The following is a 17,122-nucleotide window of genomic DNA, read 5'->3' on the forward strand; positions in this document are numbered from 1 at the left end:
CCAGGAACAGCGGATGCTTCAGCCGACGTATCGCCCCAGCGCCCACACCCGATCCCCGGGTGGCCGCGCCTCCTCAACGCGCTTGCCGTCCTGAAACAACTCGTCCTGTTGCACCAACTTGGCGTCGATCGCTTCCTCCCACGCCTTTGCCGGACCCACACCGTAATGCCGCCACGGCACCAGGTCATCCATGACGAGCGCGGTGCGATCGGAAGAGAGGGCACGCATGTTGCAGATGTCGGCGTGGGCTACGCCGTAATCGTGGCCGCCGTCGATGAACACCAGATCGAAGCGCAGGTCGGGATTGCCGTCTGCGAAGGCAGGCACCGTCTCTCGCGAGTCGCCGGAAATGAGCGTGTGACGGCCGGGGAATGTCTTGTCGATGAGCTTCTTGTTGACCGCGACCGAGGCGTGCTCGCCGAGGTCGAAGGAGACGACCGTGGCGTCGGGTACGTATTTGAGCAACGCATAGCTGGAACATCCAGCGTTGAAACCAATTTCGGCGATCCGGCGGGCCCGGGTACGCCTGGCGACCTGGACTAGATACATCAGTTCCTCGGCCGAGCTCGATCCCTCGCCGGCGCCCATCCGTCTCAGCAGCAGCCGCCAGTACAGCCGTCGCTCAACCCGTTTCATGTGTTTTATCGCTGCAGGTGGTGCACCCATGGCAGAGTAACTTCCCGCCTTCGGCGCGTGGGAAACTCGGGGCGCCCCGCACCCCATCAGTGGGCGGAGCCGATCGGCGCCACGACGGGTGTCAGTTCCCACTTGTCCAACCAGGGCTTGATGAGTTCGGCGGCGGAAATTTTTCCCGGCTTTGCGCAGCCGGTGGCGGGATCGTTGGGGTCGCCGCCGCGGATCAGGATGCCGACCGCGGTTACGGTCCCGTCGGTTTGGACGAGGTACACGGGTCCGCCGGAATCCCCACACTGGGCGTCGGCCCTGAACCCCACCTTGCTCTCGGTGAGATAAATGACGGGACCGCAGGCCGGCGCATTGGTTGTCATGCCGAATTTGCAGAGCAGTTGGCCCGACGTCACCGTTGCGGAGACACCGGAAACGGGCCACGCCCCGGTGACGGCCGGCGCCTGGGGAACCGCATCACCGTCGAGCACGACGAGGCCGATGTCGTGTTGTTCGCCAACTGTGCCCTCGTTGACCGTTCGGCTGAAGTGACCGACTGTCACGTAGCCGTGCGAGCTTGCCGAATTGATGACGACCGGGCTGGCACCGCCGGACTTATTGCAGTGACCTGCGGTGAGAAAGGCGGGCTGGCGAGTGCGCGTAGTGACCAAAAACCCGGCAGTACAACCGGTTACGACCGAACCGTCCGAAGCGTCGACCTCGACGCCGACGCCCGGTCCGATGGCGCTCGCGGTGGGTAACGCGAGGTGGGTGGGTAATGGCCGGCGCAAAGGCAGCCAGATGGCGGCGACGAACAGGGCCGCGGTCGCCAGCCCCAACACCGTCACCTTCGACATTCCAGGTCGCTCGCGCCGCGGGGGCGTGTAGGCCAGCGCCGTCCCACGGAACGTTGTCGGTGCGGGTGCAGCCTTGCGTTGGACGCGCCTGATGACGACGGGCCCCAACGCCACTGCCAAGCATGCCAACGCGGCGGCCAGTAATTCGACGGTGCGGACCGGCGATTGCATCGCCAGAATGCTCGCGCGGATCGCCGTGGGCATAATTAGTCAGGCGTGAACGGCCGGAAGCTGCCGTCGAGGACTTCGAGGTGGCCGATCGTGCGTCCCGTCACCGCCGCCGGGTCCACCAGCACCAACTGCACTGCGGCCCTGGCGAATTCGTCTTCGGAAGAGGTGTCGTCGAACGCGGTCGCATAGTAGGACAGGCCGGGCGTCATGATCGGTTTCGACGGCGCCAGCGCGTTCACCGCGACGTGATGGCCGGCCAGGTCGAATGCCGCGCACTGCGTGAGATGCTCGAGGGCCGCCTTGGAGCCGCCGTAACCGGGCAGGACGCCGCCGCTGCGGTCCGGATACGGGCCGTCGCCGGGCAGCCGAGACGCGACCGAGGTGATGTTGACGATCGAGCCGCCGCCGGCGGTGATCATGTCCGGAGACACCAGCTGCATCAACTCATAGGCCGCGAAGACGGCGACCTCGAAGTGGCGCCGGAAGGCGTGCAGGGGGGTGCTGACAAACCCGGGCCAGCCGGGCTTGGCGCCACCGGCTCCCGCGGGCTTGGGCGCCTTGGGGCGTGCCTCGGCGCCGGGCACCGGCGGGCGCCCGGGCGCGGTGAAGGCGGCGTTGTTGATCAGGATTGTGATGGGGCCCAGCGCTTCTCGCGCCTCGCCGACCAGCCGGGCGATGTCGTCGCGGTCGGTCAGGTCGGCGCGCACGGCGACCGCGCGGCCGCCCGCGGCCTCGATGGCCGCGACCGTCTCCCCGATGGTTCCCGGCAGCCGGTCGTCCCACACCTGCTCGGTGCGCCCGACGACGGCCACGGCCGCACCCTCGGCGGCAAGCTGCAGCGCGATCGCCCGGCCCAGCCCGCGACTTGCGCCGGTGACGATCGCGGTCCGGCCGTCGAGGCGAGGCGTCATCGCGTCACCCCGTGCACCACGATGGCGGTGGTCTGGGCCACCCACGCGTCGTCGAGCTCTTCCTCGGGGCGCAGCAGCATTCGCAGCATCGTCGCTCCCCCGATCATTTCGATGAGCCGGTCCGGGTCCACGTCGGGATGCGCCTGGCCGCGGTCGACCGCCTCGCGCAGCCGCACCCGGACCGCGATGAACAGGTCGGTGAAGCGCGACATCACCCGGGCGTTGAGGTCGGGGTCGGCGGTCATGTCGGCGACCAGGCCGGGCAGCGCCGCGCGCACCACCGGCGCGGTGAACACCTGCCGGGTGGCCTCGATCATCATCCGCAGGTCGGCCGCGAAGTCGCCGGCGGGCGCCTCCAGGGCGCTCGGCGCCGTCGGAAACACCGCCTCGTGCACCAACTCCGCCTTGCTCGACCAGCGGCGGTACAGCGCCGACTTGGTGGTGCCCGCACGCTCCGCGACCGCGGCGAGGCTCAGGTTGGAGTAGCCGATCTGGACAAGCAGTTCGGCGGTCGCCGATAGGATGGCCGAGTCGATCCGCGGGTCCCGGGGGCGGCCGGCACCTGGGCCCTTGTCAAGGTCGGACGGGTCTGCTTTCATAACGCTACCTACCGTATCGTAATTGCCGCGAAGAAGTCTCAAAGAAGGAGGCACTGTGGCAAACGAGCCTGTGCTTGACAACGTCGACAAACTGCAGCGGTCCAGCCGCGACGTCACCACCCTGCCTTCGGTGATGTCGAAATGGCTGTCGACCGTCCTTCCGGAAGGGGCGAATCCCGAGGTCACGGTCGAAAGCGGCATCGACTCGACGGGCATGTCGTCGGAAACCATCATCTTGACCGCTCGCTGGCAGCAGGACGGGCGGCCCGTCGAGCAGAAGCTCGTGACGCGGGTGGCGCCGGCCCCCGAAGACGTCCAGGTCTTCCCCACCTATCGACTTGACCACCAGTTCGACGTGATCCGCAAGGTCGGCGAACTCACCGACGTCCCGGTGCCGCCGGTGCGCTGGCTCGAGCCGACCGGCGACGTCCTGGGCACACCGTTTTTCGTGATGGACTACGTCGACGGCGTGGTACCCCCGGACGTCATGCCGTACACCTTCGGCAACAACTGGTTTGCCGACGCGCCGGTCGAACGGCAACGCGAGCTGCAGGACACCACCGTGGGCGTGCTTGCCACCCTGCACTCGATTCCCCACGCGGAGAACACCTTTGGGTTCCTGACTGAGGGACAGGACGGGGACACCGCCCTGCGCAAGCACTTCAACTGGGTGCGCGGCTGGTACGACTTCGCGGTGCCCGACATCGGCCGATCGCCGCTGCTGGACCGGACTTTCGCCTGGCTGGAAGACAACTGGCCGACCGAGGTCGACGCGCGGGAGCCGGTGCTGCTGTGGGGTGACGCCCGCATCGGCAACGTGTTGTACCAGGACTTCAAGCCGGTCGCGGTGCTGGACTGGGAGATGGTCACGCTGGGCCCGCGCGAGCTCGATGTCGCGTGGATGATCTACGCGCACTTGGTGTTTCAAGAACTCACCAGCCTCGCCGGCCTGCCCGGCCTGCCCGACGTGATGCGCGAGGACGACGTGCGCGCCACCTACCAAAAGCTCTCGGGCGTCCAGATCGGCGACCTCAACTGGTTCTACGTTTACTCCGGGGTGATGTGGGCGTGCGTCTTCATGCGCACCGGCGCCCGGCGCGTGCACTTCGGCGAAACCGAGAAGCCCGACGACGTCGAATCGCTGTTCTACCACGCCGGATTGATGAAGCGTCTTATCGGAGAGGATCAGTAATGCTCGGACCGCTCGACGAATTCCCGGTACACCAGATTCCCCAGCCGATCGCCTGGCCGGGCTCCTCGGACCGCAACTTCTACGACCGCTCCTATTACAACGCCCACGACCGCACCGGGGACATCTTCGTGATCAGCGGCATCGGCTACTACCCCAACCTCGGGGTGAAGGACGCGTTCCTGCTCGTCAGGCGCGGGGATACCCAGACCGCCGTGCACGTTTCGGACGCCATTGACCAAGATCGGCTCAACCAGCACGTCAACGGCTACCGGATCGAGGTCGTCGAGCCGCTGCACAAGCTGCGGCTGATCCTCGATGAAACCGAAGGCATGGCAGCCGATCTCACCTGGAATGGTCTGTTCGACGTCGTCCAGGAGCAGCGGCACATCCTGCGCTCCGGCAACCGGATCACGCTGGACGCGCAGCGCTTCGCGCAGCTGGGCAGCTGGAGCGGTCACATCGTGATCGACGGCGAGGAAATCGTCGTCGACCCCAACACCTGGCTGGGCAGCCGCGACCGGTCCTGGGGCATCCGCCCGATCGGCGAGGCCGAGCCCGCCGGCCGGCCGGCCGACCCGCCCTTCGAGGGCATGTGGTGGCTCTACGTGCCCATGGCGTTCGACGACTTCGCGATCGTGCTGATCATCCAGGAGGAGCCCAACGGGTTCCGCTCACTCAACGACTGCACCCGGATCTGGCGAGACGGCCGCGTCGAGCAGCTGGGCTGGCCGCGGGTCAAGATCCACTACCGGTCTGGCACCCGGATCCCGACCGGCGCGACGATCGACGCCACCACGCCCGACGGCACCCCGGTCCACTTCGACGTCGAGTCCAAGCTCCCCGTCCCGATCCACGTCGGCGGTGGCTACGGCGGCGACTCCGACTGGATCCACGGGATGTGGAAGGGCGAAAAGTTCGCCGAGCGACTGACTTACGACATGACCGACCCGGCCATCATCGGCCGGGCGGGCTTCGGCGTCATCGACCATGTCGGGCGCGCGGTGTGCCGCGATGGCGACGGCGAGCCGGTCGAGGGCTGGGGCCTCTACGAGCACGGCGCGCTGGGCCGCCACGACCCGTCCGGTTTCGCCGATTGGTTGACGGTGGCGCCCTAACCTTTTCGATTTGCCGCGCCGAACGTCGCATCCGCCTGGCCAGAGGTTTGCCATCGGCGTGGTGTCAACGTAAGTATGGGAGGCGTGCCGAACTCGCCGTGGAATGTCGACGTGGTGGTGGTCGGCGCCGGCTTCGCAGGTCTGGCGGCGGCGCGCGAGCTGACCCAGCAGGGCTATGACGTGCTGGTTTTCGAGGGCCGCGACCGCGTCGGCGGGCGTTCGTTCACCGGCAGCGTCGCGGGACTGCCTGCGGATATGGGCGGCACGTTCGTCGGCCCGACGCAAGACGCCGTGCTCGCGCTGGCGGCCGAACTGGGGGTCGCGAGCACGCCGACCTACCACGACGGCAAGAACGTGATCCAGTGGCGCGGCCGGACGCGGTCCTACCGCGGCACCATCCCCAGGCTGTCCCTGGCCGGGCTGATCGACATCGGCCGGCTGCGTTGGCAATTCGAGCGAATCGCGCGCCGAATCCCGGTCTCGGCGCCCTGGGCCGCACACGATGCGCGCCAGCTGGACGGCCTGTCGCTGGGTGCGTGGCTGCGGGCGGCGCGCGCCACCGCCTCGTCCCGCGACCTGATGGCGATCATGGCCCGGGTCACCTGGGGATGCGAACCCGACGACGTGTCGATGCTGCACGCGGCGCGCTACATCCACACCGCGGGCGGGCTGGACCGGTTGCTCGACGTCGAGAACGGCGCCCAACAGGACCGATTCCCCGGCGGCACCCAGCAAATCGCGAAGGCGGCCGCGGCCGAGCTGGGCGACCGGGTCGTGTTGGACGCCCCGGTCCGGCGCATCGACCGCCACGACAGGGGCGTCACGGTCACCTCCGACCGCGGCCAAGCCGAGGCGGGGTTCGTCATCGTCGCGGTCCCGCCGGCCCAGCGTGCGCCGATCGAGTTCGCTCCCCCGCTGCCCGCGGGGTACCAACAACTCGCGCAGCATTGGCCGCAGGGCCGGCTCAGCAAGGCCTACGCGGCGTATTCGACACCGTTCTGGCGGGCCAACGGCTTCTCGGGTCAGGCGCTTTCGGACAAGGGACCGGTGTTCATCACGTTCGACGTCAGCCCGCACGACGATGGGCCGGGCATCCTGATGGGGTTCGTGGACGCGCGGGCATTCGATTCCCTGCCCACCGACCAGCGCCGCCGGGACGCGTTGCGCTGCTTCGCCTCCCTGTTCGGCGACCGGGCGCTCGATCCGCTGGACTACGTCGATCAGCGTTGGGGCGCAGAGGATTTCGCGCCGGGCGGCCCGACGGCGGCGGTGCCGCCGGGGTCGTGGACACGCTTCGGGCCGTGGCTGCGCGAACCGGTCGGGCCGATTCACTGGGCCGGCACCGAGACCGCGGACGAATGGACCGGATTCCTCGACGGCGCGGTCCGATCCGGCCAACGGGCGGCCGCCGACGTCATCGCCAAGCTATGAGCTGATCTTCGCCATCCGCGGGTTCACGGATTCGGCGAGCGCCCGCAGCTCGCGGTTCACCGCGCGGTGTTGTTCCAGCATCGAGCAGTGGCCGCCGGGCAGCTCGACCAGGCCGACTACGTTCGGCGCGGTGCGCGCGATCCGGCGCGACTGGCTGATCGGCGTCAGCCGGTCGTGCTCGCTGCCGATGACCAGCGTGGGCACCGTCAGGCCGGCCAGGTCAAGATGGCGCGAGCCCAGCGCGTCGACGAGCATCTTCGCGCTGCCGCCGCGCCCCGCGGGGGGCGTCTGGGCGAACAGCTCGTAGATCAGGGCCGCCGCGCTCGGGTCGGCATCCCGTCCGACCGCCAGCATCGCGACCAGGGAGCGGCTGGCGAGCAAGGCTGCGGCAGGAATCGGTAGCCCGCCGAAGGTGCCGATCAGCCGACGCCCGGCCACGGTCCGGGCCGGCGCCAGGATCGTGGGCAGCGACAGCAGTTTCACCTCGCGCACCAGGTCGCCGGTGGCGGTGTTGATCAGCGCGACGGCGTCGGCGCGCCGGGTGACCTTGTGGCGATAGCGCGCCGACCACGCCGCGATGGTGATGCCACCCATCGAGTGCCCGGCCAGCACCGCGCGCTCGTGCGGTGCCAGCGTCGCTTCGAGCACCGAATTCAGGTCGGCGGCAAGCAATTTGAGGCTGAACCCGCCGCGCCGCGGGACACCGCTCTGGCCATGGCCGCGATGGTCGAAGGCGATCACGCGGTAGTCCGCGGACAGCTCGGCGATCTGGTAGGCCCAGGCGCGGACCGCGCAGGTGATGCCGTGCGTCAGCACGATCGGATAGCCGTCGGGCGGGCCGAAAACCTCCGCGTGCAACGGGGTGCCGTCAATGGCGCGCACCGCCTGCGCGCGACCCGGCGGTAGTGGGGGCAGCCCTTCGGATACGCGTGTCGATCGCCGAGCACTCATCGCCGCTCCCCCCGTCGAACACGGCCACATTGCCGGCTCTGGATCCCACGATGGTAGCTCGAAGCCCACACCAAACTCGGCAATTCGGCCAATCGCGCGTCGCACCGCAATCGTTTGCTGGCGAAGCGCAAACCCGCTCGCCGCCGTAGCCGGTGTGAGACGCTAACACCCATGTCCCCGTTGTCCCGCCGCGAGTTGTTCGCCGCGACGACCGGCCTGGTCGGTGGCGGGATAGCAGTTGCCTGCGCGCGCGGTCAGCCGGCGTCGAGCCCGCGGCCGGCGTCGGCGTCGGCACCGGCGCCGGATGCCAAGTCGGTGCTTGTCGTCGGCGCCGGCGTGGCGGGGCTGGCGGCCGCGCGCAGCCTGACCGACGCGGGCTGGCCGGTGCGCGTGATCGAGGCCCGCGATCGCATCGGCGGCCGCGTGTACACCAACCGCGACTGGGGCGTCCCGATCGAGATGGGCGCGTCCTGGATCCACGGCACGACGAACGACCCGCTGATGGAATTGGCGCGCAGCGCCGGCGCCGAGCTCGTGCCCTCCGATTACGACGGGTGGGCCAAGCTCGCGGTGGATCCCACACTGCAGCCGCTGAATTACGACAAAGAGACCTGGCCGAAATTCGTCGAGCGGGCGTGCGGCAGGGTCCAGGGCGGGAGCCTGGCCGCCGCGCTCGACACCGCGGCCAACCTCGAACGGCTGTCCCGTTCGGACCGCGTCCAGCTGGCCTTCTACGTCGCCACCGAGATCGAGGACGAATACGCGGCCGACGCGAATCAGTTGTCCGCCAAGACATTCGACAAGGGCGAGTACTCCACCGGCGACCAGGACATCATCGCCAACGGCTACGACGCGGTACCGAACCAGCTAGCCAAGGGGCTGCAGATCGTGCTCAACACGCCGGTCACCGCGATCGTCCGCAAGGACACGTCCGTCGTCGTGCGAGCGGGCAGCCAGTCGTTCGAGGGGGCCGCCGCGATCGTGACCGTTCCGCTCGGCGTGCTGAAATCCGGCACCATCGCCTTCGACCCGCCCCTGCCCGACGGTCATGCCCACGCGGTCAGGGCGCTGGGGTTCGGGGTGCTGTCCAAGAGTTTTTTCCGCTTCGACCGGCGAACGTGGAAGGTGCCCAACGCCTTCTACCAATTCATCGGCGTCAATCCCGGGCCGTGGGCCCAGTGGTTCACCGCGCCGAGCGCCGCCGGGCCCATCGCGGTGGCCTTCAACGCGGGCGGCTTCGGCCGCTCGGTGGAGTCGTCGTCGGCCAACGACGTGATCAGCGGCGCGCTACCCGCCGCGCGCCAGCTGTTCGGCAATGACGTTGCGCCCGTCGAGGTGCGGACCACGACCTGGAACACCGACCCGTACGCGCGCGGCAGCTACTCGTTCCACGCACCCGGTTCCGGGCTCGACGATCGACTGAAACTTCAGGAGCCGATCACCGACCGGCTCTACCTTGCCGGCGAGGCCGTCGGGGTCAGCAATCCGTCCACGGTCAGCGGGGCGCTGCGCAGCGGGCGGCACGCGGCCGACCAGTTGATGCAGAGAGTGCCCCGCGCTCAATAGGTTTCGGAGCCTCCCGCTAGGTCGACGCGTTGTCGCTGCGGGGGTCGGGCACGTAGGGGTCGGCCGCCGTCCAGCTGGCCAGCAGCCGCAGCGCGTCGTCGGAGCGCGAACCCGGTTGCGCGCTATGGCCGATCAACGACAACCCGCCCGCGCCCGTGATGTCGAGGACGTTGTAGGTCAGCGACAGCTCCCCGACTTCGGAGAGCCGGAACCGCTTGATGCCGTGGCGGTGCGCCTTGACGTTGTGGGCGGCCCAGCGGGCACGGAATTGCTCGCTGCGCCTTTCCAATTCGCCGACAAGTCGCGTGATGGCCGCGGAATCGGGAGCGCGCGCCGCCTCGGCGTGCAGCAGGGAGACGACGTCATCGGCTTCCTTGGCCCAGTCCGGGAAGAACTGGTCGGCGGCGGTGTCGAAGAACATGAACCTGGCCACGTTCGGAATCCCCTTGGCGCGCGCGAACACGGGCGCGTACAGCGCGCGCCCGAGCGCGTTGGTCGCCACGATGTCGAAAGGACCGGTGAGCACGATCGCCGGTGCGGTCACCATGCTGTCGAGCAATGCCTGCACGCCCTCGGGGATCGTCCGCGCCGTGCGCCGGGGAGCCCTGGTTCGACCTGCCCTGGTGGTGGCGCGGACGAGGTCGAACAGGTGCTTTTCCTCGGCCTCGCCGAGCTGCAATGCGCGAGCGACGGCGTGCAAGACCTCGTCGGAGACGCCGGCAACGTTGCCCCGCTCGATCTGCGTGTAGTAATCGATGCTCACGCCGGCCATCTTCGCGACCTCTTCGCGCCGCAACCCGGGCACCCGGCGCCGCCCGCCCGGGGGCAAGCCCACCTGTTCGGGGGTGATTCTCGCGCGGCGGGTCATCAAGAAGTCCCTGATGTCCTTCGCGATATCCATCAGCAACGGATACCCGAACACCGGCCGTCCATTCGGGACCGCCCGCTCACTGTTAGGACCCGCACAAATTGGGAATAGCTGGGACATGACGGCATCTGGATCCCAGACCGGAACCACACCGCGGCAGCGCTCCACTGCCGACATCATCGCCACGATCGTCGCGTTCGTGCTCGCCGTCGCCGTGGGAGTGCTTTCGCTCTCGTTCTCACCGCTTTTCGTGATGGCCACCGACCCGTGCAGCAACAACAATTGCGACACCACGGCGCTCACTTGGGCTTACGTGGTGGCATGGGGTGGCCTCGCAGTGGCGGCGATCGTCGCGATCGGGGGCACGGTCTTCGCTGCTATTCGTCAGCGCGTGATGTGGGTGTGGCCGGCCGCGGGATTGGCGCTGATCGCCGTCACGTTCATCATCGGAACGCTGCTGGCCGGTTCGGTGACGCCGAACCACTAGCCTTGGCCGGCAACACAGCTCGTCGCTACGATTCGAGTTCTCGTGCGCACGCGTCGAGGATCGCCAGGAAGCTCGAGCGAAGCAGCGGGCGGGTCACGGCCTCCAGCAGCTTGCCCCCCACCCACGCCGGATGGGTGTAATTGGTCAGCCAGTCGACGTGCGTGCCGCCGTCGGCGGCGGTGAAGTTGAGCGTGCCGCCGTCGTGCCGGAACGGCGGGACCGATCGGATGATGAGGTACGAGTGACTGTGCGGGCGATCGTAGGCGGTGATCTCTTCCAGGAAGTAGGTGCCGGCCCCGATCACCTGGCGCAGCGCGCCCACGGCCGGCCCGGGGGTGTCCTTGGTCCAGCCGGCCTTGAGGGCCAGCGGGGCCTTTGCCAGGTTGACCGGATCGGCAAGCCAGTCGAAGACCCGCTCCACGGGCGCTGCGATCGTCTTTTCCAAGTGAATCTCAACCATCGGAACTCCTGCTCGGCGGTGACGGCGGTGCCCAAGGACATGCTAGCCTCCGACCGCCCCGAGGCCTGCCGTTGCTCGGCGGCGCAGCGCCCCCGCTAACCGCAAAGAAGCGCCGAAACAGACTTTGCTAGTACCCGTCTCAGCTAGGACTAATTAGCTGTCCTTCTTAGATCGAGGACGCGGCAAATAGCATTCAGACACCAGGAAATTCATCCAGAAGAGCCAGTACTCTAAGAACTAGCTCCGAATCTATTATTAGCTGCACAGAGCTTCAGCGGACATCCGCGCATCGCGCTCAGCTACCTTGGGCCCAGTGGGGTTCGGGCGCCCCGGCGAATCAAGTTCGACATTCGAAGGGCAACAAGAATCATGAAAAACAGCACTATTGCCGCCCGCCGGCGCGTGGCCGGCATCAGCGCGGGCTGTGTGCTCGGGGGCATGGCCATTGGTCTCGTCGTCGCGCCGTCGGCGGCCGCCGCACCCGACTGCAGCCCGGCAGGCGTCAACGCCACGGTGTCCTCGGCCGAGGGCGCCGCGCAGCAGTACCTCGCCAGCCACCCGGGCGCGAGCCAGGTGGTGACGGCCGCCTACGGGCAGCCCCGCGGGGAGGCCGCGTCCAACCTGCGTGGCTACTTCACGGCACACCCGCAGGAGTACTACGACCTGCGCGGAATCCTGGCGCCCATCGGCGACACCGAGCGTCAGTGCAACGTGTCGGCGCTGCCGGGCAACCTGGAGTCCGCCTACCACGAGTTCATGGCCGGCTAAATCCGATCAGCAACGACCCGCCCCAGCGCTGTGGCGGGTCGTTTTGCGTGTGAATACGTCGCCGAGCGGGTAAATCTCCTGTCAGGCAACGGGACTGGAGGTGAACATGCGGCTGCGTCGTAGCACGCTCAACAAGGCCGGAATAGCGCGCAAACGCCGGGGCAAGGGTTTCGCCTACTACGACGTCGATGGCCGCCCGTTGTCCGACCCAGAGGTCCTGCAGCGCATCAAGGACCTGGTGATCCCGCCGGCCTGGAAAAAGGTGTGGATCTCGCCGCACCCCAACGGCCACATCCAGGCCGTCGGCACCGACGTGGCCGGGCGCCGCCAATACCTCTACCACTCCCGGTGGCAGCAGGAGCGTGCCGAGGAGAAGTTCGACCGCGTCCTGGAAATGTCGACGCGGCTACCCGACTTTCGCGCCCACATCGCCGCCGACCTCAAGCGCAAGGGCCTGTCGCGCGACCGGGTGTTGGCGCTGTCGCTGCGCCTGCTCGACCGCGGCTACTTCCGCGCGGGCGGTGAGCAATACGCCGAGGAACACGAGTCCTACGGCATCTCCACCTTGCTGTGCGACCACGTGAAGGTGCACAGCAATGCGGTCGAATTCGACTACCCCGGTAAGAGCGGGGTGCAGCAGACGCTGGAGATTGAGGACGCCGAAGTGGTCCGCGCGGTGCGGTCGCTGATGCGCCGTCCCGAACGCTCCGAGCGACTACTGGCGTGCCGCAACGCATCCGGCTGGGTGGAGATCCGCGCCGACGACCTCAATGTCCGGTTCAAGGAGCTGGTCGGAGACGACTACACGGTCAAAGACTTGCGGACCTGGCACGGAACCGTCTTGGCCGCAGCGGCATTCGCCGACGCCGACCCCGCCGTATCGCAGCGGGTCGCCAAACGTGTTGCGGCGGCGGTGATGAAAGAGGTCGCCGAGGAGCTGGGCAACACTGCCGCGGTGGCACGCGGCTCGTACGTAGATCCGCGCGTGGTCACCGCCTACGAGCGGGACCTGACAATCGCGGCGGCTTTACGCCGAGCCGACCGGGCCCGCCGGCGGCCCGATGCCGCGCAGGGGATTCTAGAGAAGGCCACCAGGACGCTGATTCGCCGAGTCGCCAAGAGCGACAGCGTATCCGGATCGCAGGCCCTAGCCAAGAGCGCTTAGCGTCGTGATAGTTTCTATTGCCGCATAAGGCTTTTCGCGCTGCGGCTCCCGTTGGTGCAGGGCACCGGAGCGGGCAAGCCGCCGCGCGGTGATGCGATCGTCGACGGCGGCCATCGCCTCAGAAACCGAATCCACGATCGGCAAGCCGTGGTCGATGAACACCCGGGTGAGGTGGCGCAGCGCCGCGCCGCCGACCACGCTGCAGTGCAGGTCGGCGTGCCGAATTTCCTGGTTCAGGGTGAGCAGCATGCGCAGGCCCGCCACGCCCAGAAAGTCCAGGTGGCTGACGTCAAGAATCAGCGGCGCGTTCAGCCGGCAGAATCGCCGGATCGCCTGGCCGATCAGGTTCGCGTTGGACACGTCGATGTCGCCTTCGAGGCGCAGGACGGTGGCAGTGCCGCGGGCGTGAACATGCAATTGTGCTGCGCCGCAGTCGATCAGGTAGCGATTGCGTGGTTCGCAGCGCTCAAAGCGCGCGTAAGTATCGGGTAGAGCGGTCATCCGGTTACGCCCCCATAACTGGTGGAAAGCAGGGCGAGCGACAAAAACAGAGTCGTAAATGTGCCACTCGTTAAATCGGTAGCTGCAGACTCAACTAGCGCAAAGCTTAGCATCATTACCTATAGCACGCACATTGAAGCGAAACACCAAGCGCTGCAGTCTGTTCCGACTCAGTCGACTAAAGTCGCAGCGTGGTGTGCGGGCTCTGGCTGTATGTCTGCCGATACAGTACCGCGAACCGGCCCGTATGGATGAAACCCCAGCGCTGCGCGATCTCGGCGACGGTGATCGACAAGCGATCGCCCACCACCAACTCCTGATGGGCCCGGTGCAGCCGGACCCGCCGCACATACTCGGTCGGAGTGGTATCGAGCTGCTGGCGAAACAGGTACTGCACCGCCCTGGGGGTGAGGTGCACCGCTTCCGCGACATCATTGATGCCGATGTCGCGCCCGACGTGGGTATGGATGAACGACACGGCCTCTTTGAGCGGCTCGGGGACCGCCGGGTCGCTGAGCAGATCCTGCTCGGCGGTCACGTTGGAGGGATAGCACTCGAGCAGCAGGGCCGCGAGCAGCGCCGCCGCGGAAGCAACGGTCAGCGGCTGGCGGGCGGTATCGGCGGAACCGAGGGTGGCCGTCACGTAATCGAGCCCTCGGTGCCAGGACCGCACCGCTGCGCGCGACCGGGGGCGCGTGTTCAAGAACAGGATCCGCCGCGGCAACGGCAGATGCCGGTCGGCGGCGACCTTGCGCAGCACGTCCGCCGCCACGCTGATGACCTGGAACCGCGCCGTATTCACGTCGAGCACACGGGACGTGCCGGGGACGACGAGCAGCGGGCCGTCGGCTGCGGGAGTCGATTCGCCCGTCACCGTCAGCGAACCTACCCGCGGCTGGATCACCAAAAAGCTTTCGCCGCAGGATATCTCGAAGCACGCCCGACCCTGAACCAGCACCTCGTCAAGCGTCAACCCCGCCGATTCACACCGCCGGTGGGTGATGGTCGACCCACTCGTCAGCGCAGTCAGCTCCCAGCCCGGCGTATACGCGCCCCAAAAGTACCGCCGCACGCTCGCCGCATCGGCCGCGCGGAACTGGTCGTAGGAAACCGCGGCCGGGCCGGCCAATCGGGAAGAGACAGCGCGAGAATGGAACGCGGCCGCACAGGCATCGAGCGGGCCCGGCGCCGGCTTTTCGACCAATCCCGTCATCGCGGCGGGCCGCAGACCGGTCTTCGCGTGACCTCACCCATCCACCTACCGTACTCCCGTCGGCTGCGGCGGCGACGATGCCAACTGCTGGGAACGGAGCCCGCTCGTAAATACTCAGCGCGTCGATGGCGATGCGCTGCCAGGTGAAGCGTGACAGCACCCGGCTCCGCCCGGCGGCTCCCATGCCCTTGCGGGGAAAGTCTTGGGACAGAAGGCTTCTCAACGCCTTCGAATCTCTACGCAGGCGGTGTCCGACTACCCGAACGGAGTACTGGATAAACGACTTTCAGACCGCGCTGGCACGGTCTCGAACACTCGTCGCGAGGCTACAGCTGGTTCTCGCGACCGACCGTCGCCCACACCGTCTTGCCCGACGAGGTCGGGGAGCTTCCCCAGGCACGACTCAAGGCCGCGACGATGGCCAAACCAGACAGGATGTCGGCGCCGCTCTCGGCATCTTCGATCCGGCTGGCGGGTAACGTGCTGTGATCCTCCACGGCGACGGTGATGGTGTCGCGATGGTTCTCGACGATGAGTACCGGCGCGCTGTCGGTGTGCTCGAGAACGTTCTCGATGAATACCGTCGCCACTGTTCCGGCCACGGGGATGAGATGGCTCTGCGCCCACCCGGCCAACCACCGGCGGATCAATGCCCGGGCCAGGCTTACGCTGACTCCCCGCGGGGGAAGCTCAGTCCGCGCCCACCGACGGTCATCCAGCGACCGGTCGCCCACCGCATCTACCGCGGACTCGCGGCTGCGATGCACAGGAACGTACCGGGTCACACCGACCGAAATTATGGCTCGCCGGGAATGTTGGTCTTCGCACACCAGGAGAATCGGTACATCCGGCCATGTGCTGACGTGCCATCGGGCGCTGGTGAACGCCGACCACGCCGATTCGAAGGGCACGACCAGGTAGTTGACGTCGACGACAACAGCACGCGGCTCCTCCAATGCGGCCTTGATGACGGCATCGCGCAGCTCGCGGTAGGTCGCGCTGTCCAGTACTCCGCTCACCGCGAGAATCGCCACCTGATCGTGGCGTTCCGCTTCGATCTGGATGAGTGTGCTGGATTCAGTCATCGACCTCACCGACTCCACCCGCCGCTGCGCCGAGCGCCAGCACGCCGCACAGGTCGCCGTTCACCCCGGTGGTCACCGCTTTCGACTACCCCCGTTTAGCCTGGACAACCTGACCGTGGTGGATAGGTGCGCGAATTATTGCCGTTTGTCCTCGTCTGGCAGAGGTACCCGCAGCCCTTGGGCACCGAGCGCGACACCGGATACCTGACCACCCAGCAGGGCGTCCGCGACACCGACACCCGTGTTTGACGGCGGTCAGGCCGGGAAATCCTGGCAACGGCGTCTCATCAGCACGGGAGGTGAAGACCAATGCCGAACTCGTCGATCAAGAACGAGAAGATGTACAAGGATCTGCGCAAGCAGGGCGACTCCAAGGAAAAGGCCGCGCGAATTTCCAATGCGGCCGCCGGCCGGGGCAAGTCCTCGGTGGCCCGCAAGGGCGGCAAGGCCGGGTCCTACAGCGACTGGACGGTGCCGGAGCTGAAGAAGCGCGCCAAAGAGCTTGGCATGTCAGGTTACTCGGGGCTGAGCAAGGACAAACTGGTCAGCAAGCTGCGCAACCACTGACGCGGTCACGTGGTCAGGCCTAGCCGCTCCGCGAGCACCAAAAATGCGGCCGCGTAATCGTTGTGGTCGGTTTCCTTCCTGATGCCGTCCCAGTCCAGCCGCTCCCGGACGGCGCGGGCGGCCGGCAGCAGCTTCGCGAAATCGCAATGGTGCTCGTTGAGGGCCAGCAGCTTCTGAGTCAGCACCATGGTCGGCGGCAGCACCGGCATTCTGACGGCCAACACGTCGCGCAGCTCGGCGCAGTCCAGTAAGGCCGGATCCACCGCCACACCGTTGACCCGGTGCAACACGTCCACCAGGGTGTCGCCGGCGCGGGCCTTGAACAGCCAATCCTCGGGCGGACGTTCGATGACGAAGCCGGCGTCGCGCAGCGTCACCGTTGCCGCCGCCACGTCGGTCTCGGCGACCACCAGGTCGACGTCGTGGCTCGGTTCGGGTGCGCCGTAAGACCACAGCGCGTAACTACCGGCCAGGGCGAACCGCGGGCCGTGCGCCTTGAGCGCCGACGCCGCCGCGCGCAGCGCTTCGCGCAACGGCGCGGAGCAGAGGGGCGAATTCGACGGCTCGGTGTGTGCAATGGTGGGTATGTCA

Annotated in this window: 20 protein-coding genes; 9 read left to right on the forward strand and 11 right to left on the reverse strand. The window is 67.5% G+C overall.

What is annotated here, in order from left to right; translation table 11 throughout:
- Positions 1–18 precede the first annotated feature (18 nt).
- The 4 genes from MRAB57_RS01120 to MRAB57_RS01135 all read right to left on the reverse strand — a co-directional run bounded on the left by MRAB57_RS01120 (position 19) and on the right by MRAB57_RS01135 (position 3,162).
- The gene (locus tag MRAB57_RS01120; RefSeq protein ID WP_077085922.1) at positions 19–636 is read right to left on the reverse strand and encodes a class I SAM-dependent methyltransferase; all 618 of its coding nucleotides are present in this window, start codon (positions 634–636) and stop codon (positions 19–21) included.
- 86 nt (positions 637–722) lie between these two features.
- The gene (locus MRAB57_RS01125) at positions 723–1,463 is read right to left on the reverse strand and encodes a chymotrypsin family serine protease (protein WP_245835780.1); all 741 of its coding nucleotides are present in this window, start codon (positions 1,461–1,463) and stop codon (positions 723–725) included.
- Between the two features lie 224 nt (positions 1,464–1,687).
- On the reverse strand, positions 1,688–2,563 hold the full coding sequence (locus MRAB57_RS01130; protein ID WP_077085924.1) for an SDR family NAD(P)-dependent oxidoreductase: 876 nt from the start codon (positions 2,561–2,563) through the stop codon (positions 1,688–1,690).
- On the reverse strand, positions 2,560–3,162 hold the full coding sequence (locus MRAB57_RS01135) for a TetR/AcrR family transcriptional regulator (RefSeq protein WP_077085925.1): 603 nt from the start codon (positions 3,160–3,162) through the stop codon (positions 2,560–2,562). Before MRAB57_RS01135 ends, MRAB57_RS01130 begins: the two co-directional genes overlap by 4 nt.
- 55 nt (positions 3,163–3,217) lie before the next feature.
- Between MRAB57_RS01135 and MRAB57_RS01140 the strand changes: the two genes are divergently transcribed.
- From MRAB57_RS01140 to MRAB57_RS01150, 3 genes are all read left to right on the forward strand, one after another.
- On the forward strand, positions 3,218–4,354 hold the full coding sequence (locus MRAB57_RS01140; RefSeq protein WP_077085926.1) for a phosphotransferase family protein: 1,137 nt from the start codon (positions 3,218–3,220) through the stop codon (positions 4,352–4,354).
- A complete protein-coding gene (locus tag MRAB57_RS01145; RefSeq protein ID WP_077085927.1) occupies positions 4,354–5,469 on the forward strand; it encodes an Rv3169 family protein in 1,116 nt (371 codons plus the stop codon). The genes MRAB57_RS01140 and MRAB57_RS01145 overlap by 1 nt, the downstream gene beginning before the upstream one ends.
- Positions 5,470–5,553: 84 nt before the next feature.
- On the forward strand, positions 5,554–6,900 hold the full coding sequence (locus MRAB57_RS01150) for a flavin monoamine oxidase family protein (RefSeq protein WP_108637856.1): 1,347 nt from the start codon (positions 5,554–5,556) through the stop codon (positions 6,898–6,900).
- Here MRAB57_RS01150 and MRAB57_RS01155 read toward each other — a convergent pair.
- Positions 6,895–7,851 carry an alpha/beta fold hydrolase gene (locus tag MRAB57_RS01155; protein ID WP_077085929.1) on the reverse strand — a complete coding sequence of 319 codons (957 nt, stop codon included), beginning with the start codon at positions 7,849–7,851 and terminating at the stop codon, positions 6,895–6,897. The genes MRAB57_RS01150 and MRAB57_RS01155 overlap by 6 nt on opposite strands.
- 171 nt (positions 7,852–8,022) lie before the next feature.
- Between MRAB57_RS01155 and MRAB57_RS01160 the strand changes: the two genes are divergently transcribed.
- Entirely contained in the window at positions 8,023–9,417 is a 1,395-nt protein-coding gene (locus tag MRAB57_RS01160) for a flavin monoamine oxidase family protein (RefSeq protein WP_077085930.1), read from the forward strand.
- Between the two features lie 16 nt (positions 9,418–9,433).
- Here the strand turns inward: MRAB57_RS01160 and MRAB57_RS01165 are convergent, their stop codons facing one another.
- Positions 9,434–10,318, reverse strand: a complete 885-nt coding sequence (locus MRAB57_RS01165) for a helix-turn-helix domain-containing protein (protein WP_077090309.1) — start codon at positions 10,316–10,318, stop codon at positions 9,434–9,436.
- Positions 10,319–10,403: 85 nt separating this feature from the next.
- Between MRAB57_RS01165 and MRAB57_RS01170 the strand changes: the two genes are divergently transcribed.
- Positions 10,404–10,772: a hypothetical protein gene (locus MRAB57_RS01170; protein ID WP_077085931.1), complete on the forward strand. Its 369-nt coding sequence runs from the start codon at positions 10,404–10,406 to the stop codon at positions 10,770–10,772.
- Between the two features lie 25 nt (positions 10,773–10,797).
- Here the strand turns inward: MRAB57_RS01170 and MRAB57_RS01175 are convergent, their stop codons facing one another.
- Positions 10,798–11,232 carry an SRPBCC family protein gene (locus MRAB57_RS01175; RefSeq protein WP_077085932.1) on the reverse strand — a complete coding sequence of 145 codons (435 nt, stop codon included), beginning with the start codon at positions 11,230–11,232 and terminating at the stop codon, positions 10,798–10,800.
- Between the two features lie 369 nt (positions 11,233–11,601).
- Between MRAB57_RS01175 and MRAB57_RS01180 the strand changes: the two genes are divergently transcribed.
- Together MRAB57_RS01180 and MRAB57_RS01185 are read left to right on the forward strand one after the other, a co-directional pair.
- Positions 11,602–12,000: a heme-binding protein gene (locus tag MRAB57_RS01180; RefSeq protein WP_077085933.1), complete on the forward strand. Its 399-nt coding sequence runs from the start codon at positions 11,602–11,604 to the stop codon at positions 11,998–12,000.
- 106 nt (positions 12,001–12,106) lie between these two features.
- Positions 12,107–13,165 (forward strand): DNA topoisomerase IB, encoded by a 1,059-nt coding sequence (locus MRAB57_RS01185; protein WP_077090310.1) that lies wholly within the window; start codon positions 12,107–12,109, stop codon positions 13,163–13,165.
- Here the strand turns inward: MRAB57_RS01185 and MRAB57_RS01190 are convergent.
- The 3 genes from MRAB57_RS01190 to MRAB57_RS01200 all read right to left on the reverse strand — a co-directional run bounded on the left by MRAB57_RS01190 (position 13,148) and on the right by MRAB57_RS01200 (position 15,964).
- Positions 13,148–13,666, reverse strand: a complete 519-nt coding sequence (locus MRAB57_RS01190) for an STAS domain-containing protein (RefSeq protein WP_083743264.1) — start codon at positions 13,664–13,666, stop codon at positions 13,148–13,150. The two genes, MRAB57_RS01185 and MRAB57_RS01190, sit on opposite strands and share 18 nt — an antisense overlap.
- A gap of 178 nt (positions 13,667–13,844) precedes the next feature.
- Positions 13,845–14,870: a helix-turn-helix transcriptional regulator gene (locus MRAB57_RS01195; protein ID WP_245835782.1), complete on the reverse strand. Its 1,026-nt coding sequence runs from the start codon at positions 14,868–14,870 to the stop codon at positions 13,845–13,847.
- A 335-nt stretch (positions 14,871–15,205) separates the two neighbouring features.
- The gene (locus MRAB57_RS01200) at positions 15,206–15,964 is read right to left on the reverse strand and encodes an STAS domain-containing protein (protein WP_077085935.1); all 759 of its coding nucleotides are present in this window, start codon (positions 15,962–15,964) and stop codon (positions 15,206–15,208) included.
- A gap of 126 nt (positions 15,965–16,090) precedes the next feature.
- Between MRAB57_RS01200 and MRAB57_RS29360 the strand changes: the two genes are divergently transcribed.
- Entirely contained in the window at positions 16,091–16,213 is a 123-nt protein-coding gene (locus tag MRAB57_RS29360; protein WP_281254356.1) for a hypothetical protein, read from the forward strand.
- A 60-nt stretch (positions 16,214–16,273) separates the two neighbouring features.
- Complete coding sequence (locus tag MRAB57_RS01205) at positions 16,274–16,531, forward strand: DUF7218 family protein (RefSeq protein WP_077085936.1); 258 nt, start codon at positions 16,274–16,276, stop codon at positions 16,529–16,531.
- Between the two features lie 5 nt (positions 16,532–16,536).
- Here the strand turns inward: MRAB57_RS01205 and MRAB57_RS01210 are convergent, their stop codons facing one another.
- Positions 16,537–17,109 (reverse strand): hypothetical protein, encoded by a 573-nt coding sequence (locus MRAB57_RS01210; RefSeq protein WP_077090312.1) that lies wholly within the window; start codon positions 17,107–17,109, stop codon positions 16,537–16,539.
- Positions 17,110–17,122: the final 13 nt, after the last annotated feature.

Origin of the sequence: Mycobacterium rhizamassiliense, from assembly GCF_900157375.1 — a bacterium.
GTDB lineage: Bacteria > Actinomycetota > Actinomycetes > Mycobacteriales > Mycobacteriaceae > Mycobacterium > Mycobacterium rhizamassiliense.